Genomic DNA, 21,046 nt, shown 5'->3' with positions numbered 1-21,046 from the left:
TCTCCTTTTTTTAATAAGTAAGACCATGTCCAAATGCGTAAAGCGTTCCACCTGCAGGGTTTGGTATCGTAACTGGTAGTTTTCCTGTAGGGAGTACTTCACCGAACAGAATAGATGCCGTCGCTTTGAAGCTTGCGGTTCTAAAACTATACTGCGCCAAATACGCATCCACGTCCGGATAAGCCATAACGTCATAAGGATTTCTGATACCTACTGCAATTACAGGAACAGCCATCTGCTTTACTAACTCATTCACCATCACCATTTGTGGGTTTTGCGGAGATCGAGCAGAAACAGTCGCAGTCGTCGTCCCGACAATGATCGCGGATGCATCCGCCAGTTGAGCCCGTTCACTTTCAGTGAGAGTCTTTCCTGTTTCGATAAGAATCGTGTTTTCATGTTTGTTCTTCACGGCTTGATACAGCTCATCGATATAAGAGCTACCTACAACCGCTATTTTTTCAGAACTACTCGGACGTAACGGAAGTACATCGGCATTTTTCAAAAGTGTCACCGATTTCTCAGCTACTTGCTGTTCAATCTGTTTGTGCGCATCTGACCCGACCGTCTGAAGCGCTATTGCTAGTTTCTCATCAATCGACTTCGGCGTTTCTTCCTTAATAATTCCTCTTTTCAGTTTGAGGGATAAGATCCGCTGCACTGAACTTTCGATACGGGATTTTGAAATCGCTCCAGTACGAACTGCATCCACTAAACCTGTCGCTACGCTTTCAAGTCCAACCGGCATTAACACAAGATCTGTTCCTGCTTGTACCGCTCGGATTACTGAGTCGACAGGACCGAAGTGATCCGCAATCGCATTCATATTTAACGCGTCTGTCGTGATCACACCGTCGTATCCCATTTCTTCACGCATTAGCTCCGTTAGCACTTTATACGATAACGTAGCCGGCACATGGATTTCACTGCCATCTTTCTTCGAGATTACAGTCGTTCCATCAATTTTAGGGAACGTCACATGTGCTGTCATGATGGCATCTACGCCAGCCTCCATCGCTTTTTGGAACGGATACAATTCCACTTGTTTCAATCGTTCTTTGTCGTAAGGTACTTCCGGTAATCCTAAATGCGAATCGACCGCTGTGTCTCCATGACCTGGAAAGTGCTTCGCCGTTCCGGATGTACCTGTTCCTTGAAGTCCTTTCGTATACGCGACGCCTAGTTGAGCCGTCAATTCAGGATCCTCACTAAACGAACGGACGCCAATAACCGGATTATCTGGATTGTTGTTGATATCAAAAGAAGGTGCGAAGTTCATGTTGATGCCTAGTGAATGAAGCTCTTCACCAATTGCCGCTCCGACTTTATTTGCAAGTTCTTCAGACCGCGTTGCGCCAAGTGCCATATTCCCTGGCATGTCTGTGCCTGATTGTAGTCGTGTTACAATCCCACCTTCTTGGTCAATCGACATAAGAAGACCGTACTTTTCAGAAGTCTCTTGGTAATCTGAGACTAATCGCGTTGTCTGCTCTGTCGTTACTACGTTTTCTCGGAATAGAATCACTCCACCGAGATGGTACTTCTGTACAAGTTGCTCGATTTCAGGAGTCAGTTCGGTCACGTTCTTTCCGTTGAAGTTACGGAAATCAGGCATGAGCATCTGGCCAATTTTCTCTTCTAACGTCATATGACGGATCGCATTTTCAATCAGGTTGTATCGCTTCCCTTTCATCTGGATCACCTGATGAGAAACTGGCGGCCTGCCATGTCCTTTTTTAAGATTCTTATCCGGCTTCCCTTGGAAAGCGATCCGGTCTGTGAATTTACCATCCGTCACTTGAATGAATGTCTTCCCCGGTTTTCCTGTAGTACGGACCTTCCCGGTTTTGTCGACTGTCGCAACATTTTTATTGGTTGATTTCCAGTTCAACTTTTCCGATACTGCTTGAAAATGCCCTTCTTTATACACGTGAAGTGCTGATAACTGTACAGTGCCATCGTTCAATTCAACAGTGGACTCCGGAACGTTTTGCAGCAAAACGAGATCCTTGATAGGTGATTTAGATGATTTCGCTACCGCCGGCTGTGCTGCCATAGCTCCAGTTAGAACGAGTAACCCAATCAAAACAGGTATAAAAAGATAGGTACGTACATTTTTCATCTGTCGATTCCTCCCTTTACTCATTTCGTTTCAACCATTCTGTTGTACTTGTATTTGGATTCACGGTTTTACCGTCTAGTTTGAAGTCTCCTACATACCAACCTCTGCCGTTCACCGAAGAATCCGTTTCGTAGTTAAATCGAACGTGTTGGGTTCCTTTAGGTAATGAGAGTTTAATGTTGCTCCATTTTTCGTTCGTTCCTGTTAGACGTGGAACCACTTCTTCCCACGCTTGTCCATCTGCAGATACTTCGATTACACCGTAATCTGAGTCTTTTTCAAGTTCGTACCAAGTGTTAAAGGACAACTCTCTCGCATTAGTTGGTGTAGCTATTGTTAACGTTCGGTTGAGCTTATCCCCGTACCCGGAAAACCACGCAGTTGCCTTTTTCGGAATTGGAGCAGGAATCGCATCGGCAACGCGTCGGACAAAATCACGCCGCACTCCATTTAGCGAAATCGTATTTCTAGATGGATGCACCCGATTCGTCAATAAAATCGCGATGGTCTGGTTTTTCTGACTGATGACAATGCTTGTCCCGGTATAACCAGTATGTCCAGCTGTCGATGGACCCGATAGTGCGTCCATATACCAGCCTTGGTTCAATTCCCATCCGAGTCCATGATCATCTCCTGCAAATTCAGGAATCTGATTTTGCGATAACAGCTGGACAGTCTTCGGTTGTAGAATGCGTTTTCCGCCATATCTACCTTCGTTTAAAATCATATGAGCGAAAATCCCTAAATCTTTCGCAGTTGAAAACACGCCCGCATGACCTGCAACGCCATCTAACGACCACGCATTCTCGTCGTGCACTTCTCCCCAAACAAGCCCTCTGCCAATTTCAGGCTGGTATTCTGTCGCAGCAATTCGATATTTTAACGAAGCTGGTGGGTTATACATCGTATCTTTCATACCAAGTGGTTGGGTAATTTCTTGTTTTACAAACTGATCCAACCCTTTACCAGAAAGCTTTTCAACAATCGCTCCGAGTGTAATCATGTTGAGGTCGCTATACGTATAACTACTGCCTGGCTTAGCTATTAACGGATGTGCAAAAACAAGATTCAATCGGTCTTCTCGTGTCTTTCCTTGAGAGTGAAGGGGAACCCACGCCGTGAACCCAGAAGTATGAGTCATCAGCTGACGAATGGTCACATCCTCTTTGCCATTTGCTGCGAACTCAGGAATGTACAACGCAACTGGATCGTCTAGTCGAATCTTCCCTTTTTCATACAGTTTCATAGCCGCCACAGTCGTAAAGATCTTACTGATTGACGCTACATCGAAAATCGTATCGTTCTGCATCGCAATAGGGTTGTCCATTTCCGTGAAGGAGTTGTCCACATAGCGCGCGGCATCTCCATAGGCTTTCTGTTTAACAATATGTCCGCTGCGGGCAACCAAAACTACTGCACCTGGAGTCGTTTTCTCCGCTATGGCCTGTTTGAACACGTCATCAATCTCTTTCAACGGCCCCTCTCTCATACCAGCACCATTCACCGATCCCGGATGGAGCACCGGAGCCCCATTGCCAGGATGGTTCCATGACTTATTCGGAACCGGTTGTCCCTTAGCCATTGCTGGTTCTGAAAACATGAGTCCACTCCCTAACGTACACGCAAGCAATGCTGTAAATACTTTCTTCTTCGTATTAACCATCTGCTTCATCCTCTCCCTGTATATGTAATCCCTTTTAGCTTATCGGATTATTCAATTAATTGATATACTCCTGAAGTTCCTTCATTTGCTAGCAATCTGGTTAATAAGGGAATAGGTGGACTAGTAAAATTGACCAATTATTCAAAAACGGAAAGAGAAAATCGGAAGCCATTAACGACGAAAAATGATGAAGTACACAGATTTCCAGAGATATATGATCGATTCAAGGAGTTGTGGACTATAAAACGGCTACTTACCAAGGAACCAATGTACTCGTGAACGATTTAAGAGCGGGCGCTAGAATCGAAAACAAACTCAAATGATTCTGCCTAAAAGTATTCGGTTATAAGCATAGAAAAACCCACTATCTAGCCTAGTAGCTGGCTAAATAGTGGGTATTGAAGGTTGACAGAATAGCTTTCAAAAAGTGTGCTGCACCTCTTAACTACACGCTTCCACAAACGCAGCAAACAGCTTCTTCGAAGGTGCGTCGCCTGAGCAGGCAGTGTCTTCCGGGTGCCATTGAACACCTACTACGAAGTTATGCTTCTCACTCACAATCGCTTCAACAATGCCGTCACTTGACGTACCACATACTTTCAAAGAATCACCGACTTCTTTTACCGCTTGGTGATGATAAGAGTTTACGAGGATGCTGGATGTGCCATAGATCTTTGATAGTTTAGAGTCATCGAGTATCTGAACGCGATGAGAGAGATGATCCCTTCTGGCTCGTTGTATATGTTGAAGAACGTTCCCTTCAATTTGAGTGTGAATGTCTTGATACATCGTCCCACCTTGTACAACATTTAATACTTGGTGACCGCGACATATTCCTAGTACAGGTTTATCAGCTTGAAGAAACGCACGGACTAATTCCATTTCGTTATCATCACGGCCAGGATAGATCTCACCGAGCTCTTGAATCGGTTCCTCCCCGTAAAATAAAGGATTGATATCGAATCCACCAGACAGTACTAGACCATCCAAACGATCTACTAAAACGCTCACATCATTTTTCATTCCCATAGCAAGCAACAGTGGAATACCCCCCGCTTCAGTTATCGATTGAACATATGACGAGTTAAGCATGTATAGATACTCAAAATCATGATGACACGTAATTCCTATCAATGGATTCATGCGCGACTTCCCTCCAGTTTAACTACCTATTGTACTGAATTAGCGATCATGATTGCCCCTCTTATGAAACGATAACAATGCAACCAATTGTTATTTGTAAAACGTACTGTCAACGGATCAATTCGTTCATATACAGGAACAATTTCAACAGCATCTGCGTATCCCGTATTTAGAAACTCGATCTCTACTATATAAGGACCTTCCATCTTAAAAGGTGTTTTACCACTGACGCCTTCTAGCGCGCGTTTCGTTCCTTGCTCGATTAACCGCTTGGATTCTGAGGGACTTACATTCAACGCTGCCGTTCGGGAAATTGACTCTTTGACGATTACCGTTTCAATTTTAGGTATAAGAGCGTGCGCTTCTTCTGCTAGTAAATTACAGCCAGATACAAACACTGTTGGCACATTCAAATACCCAGCGACCAACGCATTTAACCCAAACTCTCCCATATCGATTGCATTGACTCGGATATTCTTAATAACTTTTCCACTGAACGTATGATTGAGAATACCGTTCTTTCCCGCCCTTGTATGATAACCAACAAACAACACGGCATCGTATTCAGCAGTAAGTCCTTCCATCATCGCTAGTTTTTTAGGAGTACCCATTAATAACTTTGCTTTACTATGTAATCGATTCGGATATATGTTGCGCATCGTTCCGTGTGAATCATTGACGACAATCTCGTCTGCTCCAGCAGCTAATGCGCCTTCGATGCAGGCGTTGACCTCTTCAGTCATAAGTTCTCGTGCATTATCGTGCTCTTTGCCGTCGCGTAATGTATGTTCAGCATGAACAACTCCAGCTACTCCTTCAATGTCTGCAGAAATATATACTTTCATGATTCACCTCTTATTCTTCAATCCCCATGAAATACTCTAAAAATACTTCTCCTCTTTCTGAAATACGCGTTCCGCCTCGTCCAATGCGAGCATGAATCAGCTGTTCATCTTGCATAATTTCTAAACGCAATCGTAATTGTTGATCTGATAATTTAATTCCCCGGGAAGCCAATCGTTCTTTAACTTTTGCTCGACCTAATAGCTCATATGATTCTTTTCCTTCTTTATAGATAGACAGAATTACGAGACTTTCATCTAGGAATCCATGTGTTTCAATTTTTTCTTTACTTCCATCAATCTCGCTAACACTCATTGTAACTGCTGATTCTATACGTTTTTCAATTGTATCTTTATCGATAAATGCAGTTCCTGTTGTAGTATTTCTAACAGATGATTTTCGCTTTAATGCAATGGAAACTTGTGATTTAAAATAGCGGTTCATCAGGATGATTTCTGTCATTGTAGTTTTAAGTTCTAGTTCAACCTGTCTGATTGTTAAAAAATCTAGTGTTCGTGGACCAATGTCTATAACATTTTTATAAGCTGCTGGAACTAATTCCATCTCTCCAGGTGTAACGATCCAGTCGACATCCGGAGGAAATGCATGTAGCGGATCATACGATTTATAGTCATGTTGATAATAAATACTTGTTAACGAAGACGCCGTCTCAACTGCATGTTCAACCGTGTCATTAATAATGAGGACACGTTGACCTGCTGGAAGCTCAGATAATTGTTCCGCTCCAGCAATGTTCACTTCTCGATTCGCTACAATTACGGAACAAGTAGTGGGGATGAATGCAGCTGTAATTCCTCTAAGGACTTCCTTAGATAGCAAGACTAAATCACCATCAGCAACCGTTTCCATTGTTAACTGTTGCAGTGTAATCGGGTGTAACTCTACGTGGTCACCGAAAATATCAACGAGTTGATCGGCAACGATATCTAAATATTGTTTTTGTATGGAGATGATATGAAGTTTTTGCATGTTAAGTAATCTCAAGCTCCTCAGCATAGTGGCACGCCACAAAATGTCCGGGTTCCAATTCTCGGAATTCCGGTACTCGAATTTTACACGTTTCTTGCGCAAATGGACAGCGTGTGTGAAATGTACATCCTGACGGCGGGTTCGCAGGACTCGGAATATCCCCTTTTAAAATGATTCGTTCACGTTTGATTGTAGGATCGGGTATGGGAACTGCGCTTAATAATGCTTTCGTATAAGGATGTAGTGGTTTACCAAAAAGTTCATCACGTGTAGCTAATTCAACGAGTCTTCCTAAATACATGACCCCTACCCGATCGGAAATGTGCTCAACGACACTTAAATCGTGAGCAATGAAGACATACGTTAACCCAAACTCATCTTGTAAATCTTTCATCAAATTCAACACTTGTGATTGAATGGAAACGTCCAATGCGGAAACGGGTTCGTCTGCAATAATGAGTTTTGGATTCACAGCTAATGCTCGTGCAATTCCGATTCGTTGGCGCTGTCCCCCACTGAATTCGTGTGGATAACGATCTGCGTGGTATTTGTTGAGACCTACGACTTCGAGCAGCTCCGTGACACGCTGACTTCGATTCGATTTGTTCACGTTGTGTACGATGAGAGGCTCTTCGAGAATCTCTTTGATGGTTAGCCTAGGATTTAAGGATGCGTACGGATCTTGGAAGACCATTTGAAATTCTTTCCGTAAAGGACGGATTTGGTCATCAGTCATATTGGTAATGTCCTGACCTTCGAAGATCACTTTACCTTCAGTGATATCGAGCAACTTCATAATCATTCTACCCGTCGTTGACTTGCCGCATCCGCTCTCTCCAACGATACTTAGCGTTTCACCTTTGTTAACAGTAAACGAAACACCGTCAACCGCTTTGACGTATTCTTTCTTTCGACTGAACATTTTTGAAGGCAATGGGAAATATTTTTTAACGTTCTGAACTTCCAACAAGACTTGATTCATCTGAAAGCACCTCCTCATGTAACCAGCAGCGTACAGAATGATTATCCGTCACCTTATCGAACGAAGGCTCTTTCTCCCAACAAATATCCATTGCATGCGGACATCTTGGTGCAAACTTACACCCTTCCGGCATGTGTGAAGGAATAGGCACATTCCCTGGAATTGAAGACAATCGTTCAACGCGGTCTCCTATTTTAGGTATCGATTCTAGTAAACCTTGCGTATACGGATGTTTAGGATTAGTGAAAATCGAAACAACATCACTTTCTTCAACAGCTCTGCCTCCGTACATAACGACAACACGGTCACACATTTCAGCAACCACACCTAAGTCATGAGTAATGAGCAATATCGCTGTATCGGTCGTCGTTGTTAAACTTTTCATTAACTCTAATATTTGCGCTTGAATGGTTACATCTAACGCAGTCGTTGGCTCATCCGCAATGAGCACTTTCGGATTACATGCCATTGCCATCGCAATCATGACACGTTGCCGCATTCCGCCTGACAACTGATGTGGAAATTCAAATACAATCTTCTCAGGTCGAGATATCCCAACTGCCGTCAACATTTGAATGGAACGCTCTCGTGCCGCTTTCTTAGACAGTTTCATATGCAAAATAATGGACTCTTCCAATTGACGTCCAATTTTATAAACGGGATTGAGCGAAGTCATTGGCTCTTGAAAAATCATTGCGATTTCGTTTCCTCGGATTTTTCTCATTTCCCGCTCACTAATTTTAGTTAAATCCCGACCTTCATATAGAATTTCACCGCCAGCAATTTTACCTGGAGTGTCTTTTAGCAATCTCATAATCGACAATGAAGTTACACTCTTTCCACTTCCAGATTCTCCGACAATCCCTAGCGTTTCACCTTTACCTACTTCAAACGATACACCGTCGACTGCTTTGACAACACCCGCGTCACTCGTAAAGTGCGTCTGTAAATTTTTCACTTGAAGAACCTTCTCTTCCATTTATAGCTCCTCCTTCCACACGTACATTACTCTTTAATTTTGGGATCAAGTGCATCTCTAAGTCCATCACCCAGCAAGTTGAACGCAAGAACCGTTACAAAAATCGCAATTCCAGGAAATATCGTTACGTGAGGAGCGATGTTTAAATAATCACGTCCGCCACTTAACATTGCGCCCCATTCTGGTGATGGTGGTTGTGCGCCAAGCCCTAGGAAACTTAAACTTGCTGCTGTTAAAATTGCCGATCCAATTCGCATCGTGAAATAGACAATGATACTTGAAACGGTTCCAGGGAAAATGTGTTTCCAAATAATCCGTTTTGGTCTCGTTCCAATAGATTTTGTTGCTTCAATATATAACGTAGACTTTACAGCAAGTGTCGAACTCCGGACGATACGAGCAAACATAGGTACACTAAAAATCGCAACTGCGATAATGACGTTCCCGAGTCCGGGTCCAAGAATTGCGATAATCCCGATTGCTAACAAAATTCCTGGGAACGCTAGTAACACATCACAAATCCTCATAATAATCGAGTCAATGCGCTTCCCGTAATAGCCAGCAACAATACCGAGGAATGTTCCACCGATTGCTCCTAGCAATACAGACGTTAATCCTACATAAAGTGAAATTTGAGTACCCGCGAGCACCCGACTAAAAATATCTCGACCATAGGCATCCGTTCCTGCCCAGTGCTGAGCTGACGGTCCAGATAACACGTTTTCATAATCTGGCTCTGTAATATCATACGGAGTTATGAAAGGACCGATAAATGCTAGCAATAGGAGTGCGACGACAAAGAAAAATGAGACGAACGCAAGCTTCTGTTTCTTAAACTTTCTCCAAAACTCGGAAAACGGTGTTTTGGATGGAATATTTTCTAATGTTTGTTGATAGTACGCTTCTTTTTTAGATACTTTCAAATCGATCACAAGGTACCCTCCTATTCATAACGAATTTGCGGATTCAAGATTCCGTAGAGTAAGTCTACGACTAAGTTAATGAGGATGAATTCCAGCGCAAAGATGAGCATTTCCGCTTGAATAACAGGATAATCCCGATACGCAACAGAATCGATTAGAAGCTTGCCAAGTCCCGGCCAACTGAAAACAGATTCAATTACAACGGATCCACCTAGTAGAAAACCGAACTGTAAACCAGTCATCGTAACGACAGGAATCATCGCATTTCGTAGACCATGCCCCCATGTAAGACGTCTTTCGTTCAACCCTTTCGAGCGACCCGTTCGGATGTAATCTTCTTTAAGTACGTCCATTAAAGACGATCGAGTAAAACGAGCGACAACTGCTGCTACTCCCGTTCCCAATGTGAAGGCGGGTAAGATATAGCTCTTCCATGATTCCATTCCACCGCTCGGCAACCATCCTAGTGTTACTGCAAATAGTTGAATAAGCATAAGTCCTAACCAGAACGAAGGAAGAGAGAGTCCTGAAACCGCTCCGAACATCCCCAAATAATCTTGCCATTTATTTCGTTTCGTCGCAGATATAACACCGATAACCAGTCCTGCAACTACCGCCCATGACATACTCCAAACGGTCAGCCAAAACGTTGGCATGAAGCGCTCACCGATCTCATAACTGACTTCACGATTCGTTTTCAATGACTTTCCTAAATCACCTTGTACTAAGTTTTTCATGTACGTAAAATATTGTTCGGTAATCGGCTTATCAAGACCTAATTCTTTACGAACGAGTTCCACGTCTTCAAGTGTGGCATCCTCTCCCGCTACGAGTCGCGCAGGATCTCCTGGAATCATATGTACGAACATAAAGATGAAAATGGTAACTAGTATGAGGATCGGTATTATTTGCAGCAATCTTTTCCCAAGAAATCGTAACATTCGTAAGCCTCCTTTAGATAAAGAAGGAGCGCTATAAAATTACAGCGCTCCACTTTCCATCACTTACTCAATTTCAGCATCTGTGACACTTAACGAACCGTCCGGAAGCAGATAAACACCTTTCAAGTAGTTTTTCTTTCCTGCCAATGTATTGTCTGCAGATAAGAATACCCACGGTGCATCTTCCCATAGAACTTTTTGAACTTCAGCATACGCGTCAGCACGTTTACTTTCGTCAGCTGTTTGTAACCCAGCTTTAATCAATTCATTCGCTTTGTCGCTGTTGTAGTAAGAAACGTTATAAGACTTCGGCGGGAATGCATCTGCTCCACCTAGTAGTGGTCGGATACCCCAGTCTGCGTCTCCAGTTGAAGGTGACCATCCACCATAGTACAACTCAAGTTCAGCATCATCTGCATCTTGTACAGACCAGATCTTATCGGATAATGTACCCGACTCCATTGGAACTACTTCTACTTCAATGCCAACAGCAGCAAGTTGTTGCTGAAGGAACTCCATTGCTTTCACAGCACTAGAGCTGTTACCGCCCCAAAGTTTTGCTTTCATGCCTTCTTTAACGCCAGCTTCTTTCAAGAGTTCTTTCGCTTTTTCAAGGTTAAACTCATACAATTCTTGCTTAGAGTAAAACTGAACATCTGGTGCAATTACTGAGTCTAGTTTTTCCCCTTCCCCGTTCATAACAACTTGAATGAACGCATCTTTGTTAATCGCATAGTTCAACGCTTGGCGTACTTTAACATCACTATATGGTTCTTTTAATGTATTCATAGCCATGTAACGCACAACAATTGATGCCTTACTATCTACTTCAATACCGTCCTTGCCATTTACACCCTCAACTTGTTCTGTTGGAACTGGGTAAATAAAGTCGGCTTCACCTGTTTGAAGCATTGCGATACGTGATCCGTTTTCTGAAACGGGTTTGAATGTGATTGAATCCACTTTCGGTAATCCTTTGTTCCAGTAATCTTCGTTCTTGACGATTTTCAAGCCTTCGCTCGGCTTCCACTCAACAAATTTGAAAGGTCCTGTACCGACAGGGTTCTTCCCTACATCTTTGCCGAACTCTTCAAGTGCTTTCGGACTGTGAATCAAAGCTGCCGGATGGGCAAACGTATTGATCATTGCACCGAATGGCTCTGACAATGTGAATTTCACTTCGTGGTCATTAATAACTTCAGTAGATTTGATTAATGAAAACAGGCTGTGTCGCTTTAGACCACTATCTGGATCTGCAAGACGGTCAAAGTTCACTTTAACTGCCTCTGCATTGAATGGAGTTCCATCGTGGAACTTCACGTTTTCACGCAGTTTAAATGTAAACTCTGTAGCTTCATCATTCGCTGTATATTCTTCAGCTAGTAATGGAACAACTGTCATCCTCTCATCGAAACCAAGAAGACCTTCCATCATTGTTTTCTCAGCAGAGTTTGAAAGAGTATCATTTGTGTCATGAGGGTCGAGAGTCGTAAAGTTATCTGCTACCGCAATGACTAAATCTTTTCCTTCTTTAGTTGCCTTTTTCCCATCGCCTTCTTTTTCCTTGGACCCTTCTTTAGAACCCGAGTCACTACATCCCGCCAACACAAGCAACAAGACTAATACAAATGCCGATAACCAACCGTACGTCTTTTTCATCTTCTTCTCCCCTTTTGTTTGACTCGTTTATGATAAAATGCACGGAGCATTTTTCAACGTAAACACAGGCTTCAAGTAGCCGATTACTTCATCTCGAGCATTTTTTAGAGCGGGCTCATGGTAAGAAGATAACTGTTCCAATTGTTCAGCTGTTAGTAGATCGAGTTGCTTAAGAACTTCCATTGCTGCTGGGTAAACTGCTCTTCCGTTCCCGTCTTCGATCTTAATTGCAATCCCTAGCCCAGTTTCAAGGTCACCGATACAATAAACCCCTTCAGCTCCGGCTTTCCCAAACATTCGACCTTCCATCACTCTCATGAAGTCGGTACAGAAACGATCTGTCCCTCCTACCATTTCCGGTGCAGCCATCATGGATGAAGTCACGGTTTCAATTGCTTGTTTCCGCTTTTCAGGGAAGTTTTCGGGTTTGGCCATTTTCGCAAAACAAAGTGCTAATCGATCAAGCGGAATCCCGTGAACGGGTACACCACATCCATCGATACCGATTTCGATTTCATCGACTGGGACTTCAGACAAATCACTGATTACTTCAAGGATTCGTTGTTGAACAGGGTGTTCTATCTGGTAGTAATCTTCTGTCGATTCGTTCATATGTTTAGCGGTGGTCAACATCCCACTATGTTTACCTGAACAGTTGTTGTAAACAGGGGTAATTGGTGTGTTCGTTTTAATGACATTTTCATAGGTTTCAGTCCACCTAGGTGGATGTGTTCCACATTTCAGGTCGTCTACTTCGAGTTCTAGACGTGTGAGGATGTCTTTAACTCTGAGTGTATGCTGGTCTTCACCGTTATGAGAAGCACAAGCTAGAGAAATATCTGCGGCTTGCATATTGTAGTGATCGGCTGCCCCTGTTTCTATAATAGGTATTGCTTGAAGGGGTTTCATGGATGATCGAGCAAATGTATGCCGATCCGGGTCACCATAACTGTAGACCAACTTTCCAGTTGTATCCACGACTGCAATGTGTCCCGTATGCCCACTTTCTATGTATCCTCCACGTACTGCGTCTACTAATTGCTCTGCTGTCACGCAACCACTCTCCTACAATTCTATATTTTCTAATACTTTACATCATGATACACCCCATTACAACACTTTTTTGAAATAATAGAATTGAAGAGTATTCATTGAGTTGTAACGGGGTTTCTGGATCTTGAATTTCTTTTTATTTATAGAGACTACTTTTTTACACATGTCTACCGTAAAAGTCCCTTACTATTAAATGATGCGTGGGAGACTGTTGATTTACACTCCAGGCGGACGCTTTCCGGGGGGGCTTGATTTCAGCCAATCGAACCACGAAGCGTTCGATTTGCCGTATTTCTGTGTACTTTACAGAAATTAAGGCAGCCCTGTGCTCCTAACGCTTTGCTCAGTCCAGGGTATTCGAGCTTCGCTTATCCCTCCGGAGTCGCCGCTCTCCGCTACAATCAACAGGGGTTTCGAATTATTAAATGAAGTGATGCAAACATCTAAAAAGTACCGTTCATGCACAAAACAAATACGAAAGTTTCATACACTGGTACCTTTCATTAATCACGTCCTTTAAACAGGTGACGCCATCATTGTTCTATATATATTGCCTAACCAAATGGTAAGATATAAGAAAATTGATTGAGGAGATGTTCCAATACATCTGCTCATTTGCTAAAGCATTTGGCATGGAGGAACTAGTACCATTCCATAAAGAGTTAGATTCTTACTCACCAACTTTTGACTATGAAAATCAAATGCAGCCGGTTATTGACGAAAACGATGAAGACGTATTTTGGAACGAACTTTCAAGACGTCTAGCTAATAGGGATATGGCAAAGGAGGGAAAGGAGTATCCAACAAAAGATGACGCGATGATGAAATTCTTCGAAATTGAAGGGGAATATGAAAAGGAGTTTATAGAAAGGGGAATCTCTAATTTGGGGCTAGTTTCTCCTGAAAAGAAGTAACTTCGCAGTAGAGTGAAAGCTACATATGCACGATGCAAACGTGAATATTTAAACGAGCCTGAAAACCTTATGTGAACAGCCACTTTTTTATGAAGTGCGATTCGATCTCCAATCTCTTCAGTCTTCTTAATCTCCACGCCTTTTAAAACCAGAATACTCGTGGTTTTATTTATATGCACGCATCACCTTTCATTTACTTGTTTCTAGACAATTCAAGTAGAAAAGAACTGGTGATTGCGTATTTTTTTATTCAAATTAAGTCTTCACGCCAACAAGTATTATAGAACCTAAAAAGAAGTCCCCGACAAAACCGTCGGGGACTCCTCTTCCTTATTTCAACTCAGCCAACAACTCACCAAGCTTTTTAACACTAGCTGTTTCATCAGTTACGGTTTTACCTAATAACTCTTTTTGTCTATCTAGAGCAGCTGTCAATGTTGCAACTTCTGTTGAAACATCTGCATTGGCTTGTTCTTTCTTATCTTTCAATGACTGGATCGTATCGAATAGATCTTCATGGTCGACGATTCTGCCAGCGCCCCACATGAGTTTTTCCGTTGGCGCATTTATGACATAGTCTGTGAAGTAGTTGTATACTTCCTTGTCGAAGTCATACGCATACCAGTTGTTATCGATGGCGTATAGATACTCATCTAGTGGTGAAGTGATATCTCCTTTATTCAGTGCATCAATAGACGCCGCTAAGTTCTTAACGTTACTTTGTGCATGTTCATGAGGGAAAATCTGTTCATCTTCCCACGTTAACCGGACAAATTGGTCTTCCGCATATTTATAAGTAGCGAGTAACCCACTGTTCAATTCACGGCTTTCTGCATACAGTTTCTTCGCTGCATCGGAATCACCCTTTTGGAGTGCAGCTGCGTACTCTTCGTTTACGTTAGCTACCTTTGCATTTACCTCTTCTGCAATTGTCATGACATGATCGATTTCTTTAGTCAGACTGTCTGGCGCGACTGCTGCTTGGTCAAATACAGCTGTGTCGATTAGTTCTTTCATCGCTGTCAGACGCGTTGTGAAATCGAGTGGAACGATAGCCGTTTTGTCGTAATGCATCGTTAGCAATCCATAAAGGTTCAAGTGGAATTTCAATGCTTCTGCATTGAACGCATCGTCGCTATCAAATTGAGAATGATAATGAGAGTGCATGAATTCACTGTCTTGGAAATCATTTCGTAGTGCTGGAACACCTGCAATACCGAATGAGAAGTCATCTGACCACGTACGTAGTGGAGAGACAACTGAAATCCCATCTTTATATACATCCGATAGTTTCGGAACTTCTTTTGCAAACTCAGTTAAATAGTTATCCAGCTCATAGACGGATCGAATCTCATCTTGAGTCGTATGTTCAAACGCAGGAAGCTCAAAGTTCATATTGGCAAATGTTTTACCAACCCACTCAGGGTGAATGTTAAAGATTTGGTTATAAGCTCCGGTTGACCAGTCGTATCGGGAGTTCGAAACGCCCCATTCTTCAGCCGCCAGTGCGTTGAAGATAATTGTCTTTTCGGGTTTGTATCCGCTGTCGATCATCCCTTTTGCGATTCCCATCATAAGACCGATTGCAGCATTATCATCTTGGAATCCAGCAAAATACGAATCATAATGTCCAGATAAGAGGATATAAGAATCGGGGTCTTTACCAATTATCTTACCGTAGTAATTGTACGTTTCCCCATCCATTTTGACAGTGGATTTAGCATCGAGCTTCACTGTAAGTGACTTTGTATCACTTGCTTCCAATGCTTTCTTCAGACTTCCCGCATCTGTTTGAGACATCGAAAATGCAGGTGCATCGTCTGGTCCGCAAATGTCTTGTGCATTCAACGCATCCGAATCCACCTCAGCATATCCTGCCTCTTGCACAGCGATTACCGCAGCCGCTCCTTTTACGTGCGCTTGATAAGCTGGGTAATTAATCCACCATTCTTCTCGTTGGTTGATATCGATTAAAACGAGTTTACCTTCGATATCGAGCCCTTCCAAGTCAGCAGCAGTCCCTTTACCTGCATAGACAACTTCAAGTTCTTTCACACCTTTTGTATCAAAGTTAACTTGATAGCCACCTAATACAGCGAGGTGCTCGTTACCGTTCATGTCTGTAAAGGTCAAATCCGCTTTTTCAAACTCCCAACTATCAACTTTAAACGCGTCTTTTGTTACTTCGGCAAGACCGATTTTCTTCATTTCTTCGCCAATCATTTCACCCGTCTTCCGTTCTGCTTCCGATCCCGCAGTACGATAGCCAAGCTTTTCATTGGTTTTATATTTTTCCAAGCCTTTAGCAAAGTCAAACGCATATTCTACGTCTACTGCAGATAAATACTGCTCTTTTTCCTCTGCAAGTGGTGCAGTCTTTACATCTTCAACTGACTCTTCCTTCACTTTAGGCATTTCTTCTTTTGGAGTACATCCCATTAACGACATTCCAACGAGCATTGACAACGTCAAGCAGCTCACAATCTTTTTCATGTATCACAGTCCTTTTCGTTTTTTTATGACTAGCTAATTAAACGATAAGAACCGAACTTTAGCAATACTAATTTTTGAAAATAATCCCTTAAATTATAGCACCCTTAATAATGAAAGGTACAGGCATGCCAAACAACCATAATCGTTTACACAAACATAAAGGTTTCTTGTACAGGTTAATTTTAATATACAAGATACATAGTAGACATCCATATCTATCCGCACATACAGAATGGCTATATCTCTAAATCTATTTATTGAATTTTTTAACAATGTATAGTTTATCAAAAATTTTGCATAAACAGAATTTAATAAAGGGAAATCCGTAAGTTCCACCAACCTTTATACTATGTACTTTAAGAATAAATTACCATTATATTTTTGTAGACTATAGCTTAATGCCCGTATACTATTAGACTTGTAGGTACATAAAGATTAAGGGATGTGGGAATTTTGTCAGTATTAGTAAAGTGTAAAGCGTGTGAAAAGGAAATTGCAAAAGGCGTTAAAAAATGTCCGAATTGCGGTAAAGATCAACGAAACTGGTTTATGAGACATAAAATCATGTCAGTACTTGGGGCACTTATTGTATTAATAATAATTACTAACCTAGCAAGTGGTGATAGTGATGAAGTTGACGCAAGTAAAGAGTCAACGACCAATTCTACTGCTTCTGAGAAAGCACCAGCCAAAGAAGAAAAGGTTATTGCGGTAGGAGATACTTTCAATTCAAAGCAACTTGAGTTCACTATTACAAAATTTGAAGAACTTGATCAAATTGGCGATCCTAATCTGTTTGGTAAAAAAGCTTCTGAGGGTTCAACTTTAGTGGCAATCCAATATACAATGAAAAACGTTTCCGACAAGCCGGTTGGAATGTTTAGCTATCCAGCAGTCAACTTAGTTGACAAAAAAGGAACTAAATATAATTCTGACATTGACAGTAGTGTTGCCTATTCAGTTGAGACAGGTATTGACGATTCAAAATCAGTTTCTGACTTAAATCCTGATATTAGTGTAACGAGTGTTGAAGTGTATGAAGTATCTAAAGCTAAGTTTGCTGAAGATGAATGGTTTATACAAATTGGAAAAGCAAAAGTGAAATTAAAGTAAACACTTTAAAAAAGGCCCGTAGTGGATGGTTAAACCATCCACTACGGGCTTCTTTTTGAAAAAACGAAAGTTTCATACACAATTAATTTTTTTTATCAAATTAGCTTTCTTCAAAACTAAAACATTGAAAAGTATTGTGTGCAACACAGCTTGAATGTTAAAACTCACACGCAAATTTGTAAAAAGAATTTTTCACTTCTTAGAAAAACTAGCCATGCTTCGCTGCATGTCGCTCTGCATAAACGTAAGTTCAAGTAAATCTGATTCAAATGCTACTGTATTGCCTAAAACGGGCGTGGCTGCATTGACAAGTTTCTTTGTCATCTTTAAAGGAAGGAACGGACTTTTTTCCAGTTGTTGAATCATCTTATGCGCTGCTGCCAATAACTCTGAATCCTCAACCACTTTGTTGACTAATCCTATACGCTTTGACTCCTCGGCATCGATTGCTTCGCATAGCATAATGAGTTCTTTCGTTTTCGCTGGGCCCACTAAATTTACAAGTCGTCCTGTACAGCCTGCTGTGAAAAACATTCCTCGTTGTGTTTCAGGTAAGCACGCAGTTGCGCTATTTCCCATAATTCTGAAATCACAAGCCATCGCTGTAGCAAAACCAGCCCCATACATCGGACCATTGATAGCTGCAATCGAAATTTGGTCCATCTCATCGAATTTACGCATGAAATCAATTCTACCTAATTGATCATTACGAATAGTCGAGATGAAGTTCGGATCGTTCTTCAATTGTTCTCCAGCTTCGGCCATGTCCGCGCCTGCTGAGAAATGTTTCCCATTTCCAGTGAAGATTACGTATTTACAATCATAACTTTGACGCAAGTCCATAAGAACTTCATCAAGTTCTGCTGACATTTTCCCATTCATTGCATTTGCTTTTTCTGGCCGGTTAAATTTCACGAGTAAAGTAGGTGACTTGTATTCAACCTCTAGAGTTTCATAGGACGTTTTCATAAGTTTACTCATTCCTTCCACACAATTTTAAATTCGTCTATTTACTAAATCCCAATAGGGCTCTCGTAATTTCTTTTTATCTACTTTCCCATAAGGCGTAAGTGGAAGTGCATCTACGAATTCATACTTTTTTGGACGCTTGTAGGTAGACAACTTGTCTTTACACCAAGCTTCTAATACTTCCGCTGTCAATTGCTGATCTTTCAGGATAATACATGCTGTGACAGCTTCTCCCCAATCAGCATCTGGAACTCCTATGACTGCTACTTGACGAATTCCAGGATGTTTTTGCAACTCATTCTCTACTTCAGAAGAATAGACATTCATGCCACCACTAATAATCATGTCTTTTTTCCGATCAAGAACGTATACGTAATTCTCTTCATCCATGTAACCAACGTCTCCCGTATGCATCCAGCCGTCCTTTAGACTGTCGGCAGTCATTTCCGGTTGATTGTAATAACCAATCATATTAACAGGAGATGAGATGATAATTTCTCCTTCTTCCCCACGTTCAACCTCTAAACCTTGGTCATCTACAATTTTCACCCGCGTCAATAGTGTCGGCCTGCCGCAACTTGTTAGCCGCTTTAAATTATCCTCTTCAATGAGATGATCTTTTTTGGATAATTTAGTAGCCACTCCCGGTGATTCAGTTAACCCATAAGTTTGAATGAAAACAGGCCCAAAGATATCTAATGCTTGTTTTAAACGTTCTCTAGCAATTGGTGCTGTCCCGTAGACGATTGTTCGTATCGAAGAGGTATCGAATTGCTTGCCCTCCATGAAATCGATAATCCGATAAATCATCGTAGGTACCGCCATAATGTAAGTGACCTTATTCGTTTCCACATGATTCAAAATTAGCTCTTCACTAAATTTCTTTTCAATGAAGATTTCAGCGCCTCTTAATAATCCTGCTTGTAATGAGATTCCAGATGCGTGTGGCAGTGGAGAAGTCAAAAGAATTTTCTCTTCTGGAGCAATTTCGTTTTCTAAAATCACTGCAACTAAAATAGTAATCGTTGTCTGATAACTATGTAAAACCCCTTTCGGATTTCCAGTTGTACCTCCAGTGTAAACACTTTGTGCGATGTCGTCTTGAGGAATTTTCAACAGTAGATCCTCTTCAGACTTCCCACCTTGGAATTCTTCCCATGAGACAAATCCTTCAGGCACTTCATGCTCGCTAATCCCTACAATCGTCGTTAAGTTTGGTAGTTCACTGCGGATATGTTGAACCTTTTCAAAAAACTGTTCTTCCACAATCAATACTTTTGCATGACAATCCTTCAAAATGTACTTGATTTCATTTTCACCGAGCATATCGTTTAGTGGGATGTTTGCTACACCTGCTTGATATCCACCCATTTGAGCGTAGACAAACTCCAATCGATTCGACATAAATAAGGCAACTCGAGAGTTTGTTGGTAGCTTCAAGTCCGTTAGCGCATGTGCCACTCGGTTACTACGAAGTCGTAGTTGTTCATAAGTCACTTGTTCACTTGCAAAATGAAGGGCAATATTGTTTTTGTATTTGTGGAATGCATCTCGGAAAGCTTCATTTATTCCCATTGTGAACTGTAACAAGGTAATTCCCCCAGTCTATTTTTCTCGTGAATGATTGAGTATTCCATGTAAGTAAAACGAAAATAGTTGATTAGCATAGTCATCTTCTAAAACCTCTGCCAAGTAATAAGAACTTAAATGAATGAAGTGACCAACAAATAGTTTTGCCTGGAAAGAAGGATTGATGTCTCCACGGAAATATCCCTGGTCCATCCCTTCTTTCAGTACATCCTCTATTAGCTTGAAACTAGAACGATAACCTGTAGCAATAATCTCTTTAACTTCTGGATCATCTATTTCAGATACCGCTTGAAACTCTAACTTTAATTCTTGACGAAATACATGAATCATTGTGCTATGTTCCTTAATAATTAGTTCCATTTTTTCATGCGGATTCATACTTTTGGCTGTGACATCTTGAAATCGTTTCATTGTTTTCTCCATAATAAGTGTCAACACTTCTAAATACAGATTCTTTTTTGATGAGAAATGCTTGTAGACAACTGGTTCGGTTACATTTGCTTTTGCTGCAATATCCGCTACTTTTGCTGCTCGATAATTTTCCTCCGAAAATACTTGTATCGCTGATTTTATTAATACTTTTTTACGTTCTTCACCTGTCATACGCGTCATGATAGACAACCACCTTTTTACATTGTTACTGTCTAGTTTAGCATTTTGTTCATTCAA

General features: G+C 41.5%; 17 protein-coding genes. 2 read left to right on the top strand and 15 right to left on the bottom strand.

Annotated elements, in window-relative coordinates:
- Nucleotides 1–10: 10 nt before the first annotated feature.
- The 11 genes from ACRPI0_RS02055 to ACRPI0_RS02005 form a co-directional block, all read right to left on the bottom strand.
- Nucleotides 11–2,122: a glycoside hydrolase family 3 N-terminal domain-containing protein gene (locus ACRPI0_RS02055; RefSeq protein ID WP_432354476.1), complete on the bottom strand. Its 2,112-nt coding sequence runs from the start codon at nt 2,120–2,122 to the stop codon at nt 11–13.
- A 16-nt stretch (nt 2,123–2,138) separates the two neighbouring features.
- Complete coding sequence (locus ACRPI0_RS02050; protein ID WP_432354475.1) at nt 2,139–3,785, bottom strand: serine hydrolase; 1,647 nt, start codon at nt 3,783–3,785, stop codon at nt 2,139–2,141.
- Between the two features lie 441 nt (nt 3,786–4,226).
- The gene (locus ACRPI0_RS02045; protein ID WP_432354473.1) at nt 4,227–4,928 is read right to left on the bottom strand and encodes a gamma-glutamyl-gamma-aminobutyrate hydrolase family protein; all 702 of its coding nucleotides are present in this window, start codon (nt 4,926–4,928) and stop codon (nt 4,227–4,229) included.
- Nucleotides 4,929–4,954: 26 nt separating this feature from the next.
- Entirely contained in the window at nt 4,955–5,773 is an 819-nt protein-coding gene (locus ACRPI0_RS02040; protein WP_432354472.1) for a M55 family metallopeptidase, read from the bottom strand.
- Between the two features lie 10 nt (nt 5,774–5,783).
- Nucleotides 5,784–6,761 (bottom strand): winged-helix domain-containing protein, encoded by a 978-nt coding sequence (locus ACRPI0_RS02035; protein ID WP_432354470.1) that lies wholly within the window; start codon nt 6,759–6,761, stop codon nt 5,784–5,786.
- A gap of 1 nt (nt 6,762) precedes the next feature.
- A complete protein-coding gene (locus ACRPI0_RS02030) occupies nt 6,763–7,743 on the bottom strand; it encodes an ABC transporter ATP-binding protein (protein ID WP_432354469.1) in 981 nt (326 codons plus the stop codon).
- Nucleotides 7,709–8,722 carry an ABC transporter ATP-binding protein gene (locus tag ACRPI0_RS02025; RefSeq protein WP_432354468.1) on the bottom strand — a complete coding sequence of 338 codons (1,014 nt, stop codon included), beginning with the start codon at nt 8,720–8,722 and terminating at the stop codon, nt 7,709–7,711. Before ACRPI0_RS02025 ends, ACRPI0_RS02030 begins: the two co-directional genes overlap by 35 nt.
- A 26-nt stretch (nt 8,723–8,748) precedes the next feature.
- Nucleotides 8,749–9,651 carry an ABC transporter permease subunit gene (locus ACRPI0_RS02020; protein ID WP_432355862.1) on the bottom strand — a complete coding sequence of 301 codons (903 nt, stop codon included), beginning with the start codon at nt 9,649–9,651 and terminating at the stop codon, nt 8,749–8,751.
- Nucleotides 9,652–9,665: 14 nt separating this feature from the next.
- The gene (gene gsiC / locus ACRPI0_RS02015; RefSeq protein WP_432354467.1) at nt 9,666–10,586 is read right to left on the bottom strand and encodes a glutathione ABC transporter permease GsiC; all 921 of its coding nucleotides are present in this window, start codon (nt 10,584–10,586) and stop codon (nt 9,666–9,668) included.
- A 63-nt stretch (nt 10,587–10,649) separates the two neighbouring features.
- The gene (locus ACRPI0_RS02010) at nt 10,650–12,245 is read right to left on the bottom strand and encodes a glutathione ABC transporter substrate-binding protein (protein ID WP_432354466.1); all 1,596 of its coding nucleotides are present in this window, start codon (nt 12,243–12,245) and stop codon (nt 10,650–10,652) included.
- Between the two features lie 27 nt (nt 12,246–12,272).
- Nucleotides 12,273–13,298, bottom strand: coding sequence for an asparaginase (locus tag ACRPI0_RS02005; protein ID WP_432354465.1), 1,026 nt, complete (start codon nt 13,296–13,298; stop codon nt 12,273–12,275).
- A gap of 632 nt (nt 13,299–13,930) precedes the next feature.
- On the opposite strand from ACRPI0_RS02005, the gene ACRPI0_RS02000 reads away from it, so the two are divergent.
- The gene (locus ACRPI0_RS02000) at nt 13,931–14,212 is read left to right on the top strand and encodes a hypothetical protein (protein WP_432354462.1); all 282 of its coding nucleotides are present in this window, start codon (nt 13,931–13,933) and stop codon (nt 14,210–14,212) included.
- A gap of 330 nt (nt 14,213–14,542) precedes the next feature.
- On the opposite strand, the gene ACRPI0_RS01995 is transcribed toward ACRPI0_RS02000, so the two are convergent.
- Nucleotides 14,543–16,705, bottom strand: a complete 2,163-nt coding sequence (locus tag ACRPI0_RS01995) for a M28 family peptidase (protein WP_432354461.1) — start codon at nt 16,703–16,705, stop codon at nt 14,543–14,545.
- A 450-nt stretch (nt 16,706–17,155) separates the two neighbouring features.
- Between ACRPI0_RS01995 and ACRPI0_RS01990 the strand changes: the two genes are divergently transcribed.
- Nucleotides 17,156–17,818: a DUF4352 domain-containing protein gene (locus ACRPI0_RS01990; RefSeq protein WP_432355861.1), complete on the top strand. Its 663-nt coding sequence runs from the start codon at nt 17,156–17,158 to the stop codon at nt 17,816–17,818.
- A 192-nt stretch (nt 17,819–18,010) separates the two neighbouring features.
- Here ACRPI0_RS01990 and ACRPI0_RS01985 read toward each other — a convergent pair whose 3' ends face one another.
- The 3 genes from ACRPI0_RS01985 to ACRPI0_RS01975 are packed head-to-tail and all read right to left on the bottom strand — an operon-like array spanning nt 18,011 to nt 21,046.
- Nucleotides 18,011–18,787 carry an enoyl-CoA hydratase/isomerase family protein gene (locus ACRPI0_RS01985; RefSeq protein ID WP_432354460.1) on the bottom strand — a complete coding sequence of 259 codons (777 nt, stop codon included), beginning with the start codon at nt 18,785–18,787 and terminating at the stop codon, nt 18,011–18,013.
- 27 nt (nt 18,788–18,814) lie between these two features.
- Nucleotides 18,815–20,377 (bottom strand): class I adenylate-forming enzyme family protein, encoded by a 1,563-nt coding sequence (locus tag ACRPI0_RS01980; RefSeq protein ID WP_432354459.1) that lies wholly within the window; start codon nt 20,375–20,377, stop codon nt 18,815–18,817.
- Nucleotides 20,378–20,392: 15 nt separating this feature from the next.
- On the bottom strand, nt 20,393–21,046 hold the full coding sequence (locus ACRPI0_RS01975) for a TetR/AcrR family transcriptional regulator (RefSeq protein WP_432354458.1): 654 nt from the start codon (nt 21,044–21,046) through the stop codon (nt 20,393–20,395).

The sequence above is a fragment of the Sporosarcina sp. A2 genome, from assembly GCF_050858885.1.
Taxonomy (GTDB): domain Bacteria; phylum Bacillota; class Bacilli; order Bacillales_A; family Planococcaceae; genus Sporosarcina.
This window is presented reverse-complemented; position numbering and strand designations above follow the sequence as displayed.